At 53.3% G+C, this 3110-nt stretch carries 4 protein-coding genes; 1 reads left to right on the plus strand and 3 read right to left on the minus strand.

Annotation, left to right across the window (positions count from 1 at the left end):
• The 3 genes from ACOSYY_RS07890 to ACOSYY_RS07900 all read right to left on the minus strand — a co-directional run.
• Window positions 1–264: beta-ketoacyl synthase N-terminal-like domain-containing protein (locus tag ACOSYY_RS07890; protein WP_421661721.1), on the minus strand; the 264-nt coding region annotated here is incomplete at its 3' end.
• Between the two features lie 77 nt (window positions 265–341).
• The gene (gene lptG, locus ACOSYY_RS07895; protein ID WP_421661722.1) at window positions 342–1433 is read right to left on the minus strand and encodes an LPS export ABC transporter permease LptG; all 1092 of its coding nucleotides are present in this window, start codon (window positions 1431–1433) and stop codon (window positions 342–344) included.
• 4 nt (window positions 1434–1437) lie between these two features.
• Window positions 1438–2529, minus strand: coding sequence for an LptF/LptG family permease (locus ACOSYY_RS07900; RefSeq protein ID WP_421661723.1), 1092 nt, complete (start codon window positions 2527–2529; stop codon window positions 1438–1440).
• Window positions 2530–2820: 291 nt separating this feature from the next.
• On the opposite strand from ACOSYY_RS07900, the gene ACOSYY_RS07905 reads away from it, so the two are divergent.
• Entirely contained in the window at window positions 2821–3039 is a 219-nt protein-coding gene (locus ACOSYY_RS07905) for a cold shock domain-containing protein (protein ID WP_421661724.1), read from the plus strand.
• The last annotated feature ends 71 nt before the right edge of the window (window positions 3040–3110 follow it).

Here is a 3110-nt window from a genome sequence, read left to right on the forward strand (position 1 = left end):
GAGTGCTTCTTTTGTGGAGACCAAGGCGAATTGCGCGTAGCGATCCACGCGACTCGCCTGCATAGTTGATAAATACTGTTCCGGTGAGAAATTGAGGACTTGCCCAGCAACCCGCGAACGATAGCCGGACATCGGAAACCATCCCAGGGAGGGAATCGCAGTAATCCCAGAACGACCCGCAAGGGCCGCCTTCCAAAATTCACTGACCCCGATCCCGACGGGAGATACTACCCCGAGACCGGTAATTACCACGCGCGAGGTCATGTTTCTCCCTCCTTCTGGGCGCCTACGGCGCCTTTCTTACCGGAAGACCGATAGACAGTCAACTAGGAAACCTCTGTTTAGTGCCTAACTTTTAGTAACAGGTAGAGTCCGAAGCTGAGGAACAGCGCATTAGCCATCCAGCCGGCAAGCATGGGAGCCAAGGCTCCCCCTCGTCCGAGTGCGATAGCGACGGAATGGGTCGTCCAGTAGCAGAATCCAACGATGAACGCTTGCCCGATGCCCGCGGCCATATTTCCACCGCGGACTCCGGTTCGCCGTAAACTCAACGCAATCCCGACGAGCGCCATCACGACGGTCACTAACGGGAATGCGACCCGGCCGTAGTAGTCCGTCAACAGACGGGTGAACGAAAAATCTTCTTGCCGAAAGCGTGCCAGGTAATCTTGGATTTCCCGAAACGTCATGGTTTCTGAGTTCCCCACAAGTGAGGAGGAGAAATCATCCGGAATCAACGGAATCCTGATCGCTTGTTCCGTGAACAAAGCCAGTTCTACACTATCGTCCGATTGAAACCGGCGATGGTGTCCGTTCAGTAGGATCCAGCATTGCGAAGTGTAGCGGGCTTCAGCCGCTTCTGTAATCCGCTCGAGCTTAAACGGCGGACGAAAATAAAAAATTCGTACACCTCGAAGGATCTTGCCTCCGACGTCGATCTCATTGACTTCCATCAGGCCCTCGGCACTGATACGGACCCATGGCTGGGCGGCTTTGACGGTGATTGGAGCCGGCCTTTGCTCGATCTGGACTACGCGGACTTCTTCGGCTTTCTCCGAGGCGAGCGGGATGACGGTTGAGCTGAAGAAGCAGAGACTCACAGACACGCCGGCGGCAAACAGGAGAAACGGCGAGGTCATCCACAGCAAACTGATCCCGCAGCTGCGCATGGCGGTAATTTCGTTGCTGCGCGCGAGCAGACCGAGCGTCAGCAAGGTGGCCACTAAGATAGCAAACGGAGCGACTTGGAATGAAATGGAGGGAATCTTCAGTGCGAAGTACGCGAGGATAGGAACGATTCCCGATTCATAGCGCAAGAACCGGCGGACTTTCTCAAAAAAGTCGATGACTAGATAAATGGTCGCCAAGCCGGAAAAGCACATGCCGAAGATTTTGGAGTATTCACGCAGGATGTAGCGGAATAGAATCGTCATGATGCTATTGCCTGCTCATCCTGATGAAAAGGACGACGGTGATGACGACGAATATGATATTGGGCAACCAGGCTCCCCAAAACGGATGAAGGATCAAGGCCGTCACCAAAAAATCACACCCGACATTTAAGACATAAAACGCGATGATGATTCCTACGCCGACGGCAAACCCGCCGATCCGTCCGGACCGCTTCGAGACGATTCCGACCGGCACGCCGAGTAAACAGAATACGAGCGAAGCGGTCGGAAAGGCCAAGTCTTTATAATATTCCATCAGCCGACGAAGCGAGCCGGCATCCTTGCCGCCGGATTCGGCCAGCCGTGCCATGATCTGTTCATATGATGGGCGCTCTTCAGTGGCGGAATAGCTGCTGAGGTTAAGATCGATCTTGAGATCGTAACTGGCGAACGCGATCTGCCGATATTGATCGACCTGACGCGGTCGGCTATGAATGACTCCATTCACCAGCTGGAGTGCGACCTGCGTATGGGCTGCATCCATAAAGACATGGTATTGCTCCGCGACGATGACCCGAGGTTCATCGGGCAGACGTTCATCCGAGATAAAGATGCCCTCGGTCGGACCGCCTGGCTCTCCTTCGGGAACATAAATCATCATGCGGGGGATCGGCTCATTGAAGGTGCCCCGCTCCAAAGCCAAAGCCAGCTGATCTTTGAGCAGATTGAGAGCCACCTTCTTGAGGTTCAAGGAACTCCATGGCTGCCCCCATTGAGATAAGACCAATGTCATCGTAAAGACACACACCGAGAACAGAAATACCGGCTGCGAAAGGCGAAGCAGACTGAGCCCGGTTGCTCGCATAGCAACCAATTCCTTATCAAAGGATAACCGGCCAAATGCCGTAACCGACGCGATCAGTCCTGCGATCGGAAGCGTGAGTACGAGACCGGAGGGAAGCAGCATGGCGATCACCTTGAGAACCGCCCAAAAACCGATTCCCTTGGATACGAGGAGTTCGACAAGGCGCAAGAGTTCCCTGGTCAACATGACAAAGCAGAGCGCGCCGAGGCTGAGACCAAACGGAGAGAGAAGTTCCGTGAAAATGTACCGATCGAGCAGTGTTCGTAAGATCACAAAATATCTGGGCCGGAAAAATTTTGAACACTATAGGGGAGTCGTTCTCACCTGTAAACACAGGAGAAAATACCCGCCTTAAAGATTCGCTTGACAGAGCATGAAGCCTATGTTACATGCAGCGCGACTTTCCTTCAAAGATGGGTTCCGTGAGTGATGCATCATTCCTTCAGGTTCCCGTCCTTTCTACCAGCCGGATTCTTGCCCAATCTATTTTCAATTTTGATGCAGGAGTGATTGAGTGGAGCGGCTACGTAACCAAGGGTAGTTGTTGACAAAAGGAGGGCTTCTGTGAAGACAAAAGGAACAGTCAAGTGGTTCAACGATCGAAAAGGGTTTGGATTCATTCGGCTGGATAGCGGAGAAGACGTCTTCGTCCATTATTCCGCGTTACAAGGAGACGGTTTCAAGACTCTCAAGGAAGGGGAAAACGTCGAGTTTGATATCATACAAGGAGCCAAGGGTCCTCAAGCGGCCAATGTGCTCAAGTCGGCGATCGCAGCGTCCTAGGTGGTCATATCTTCCGTTTGGGTCGGTAGAAGAGCCGATCCTCCGAACAGGAGTGGTCGGCGCTCCCGCTC

The sequence above is a fragment of the Nitrospira sp. BLG_2 genome, assembly GCF_049222245.1.

Coding starts and splice junctions, on each gene's coding strand:
- lptG (WP_421661722.1), bottom strand. CDS start 1,433: ATGACGATTCTATTCCGCTACATCCTGCGTGAATACTCCAAAATCTTC.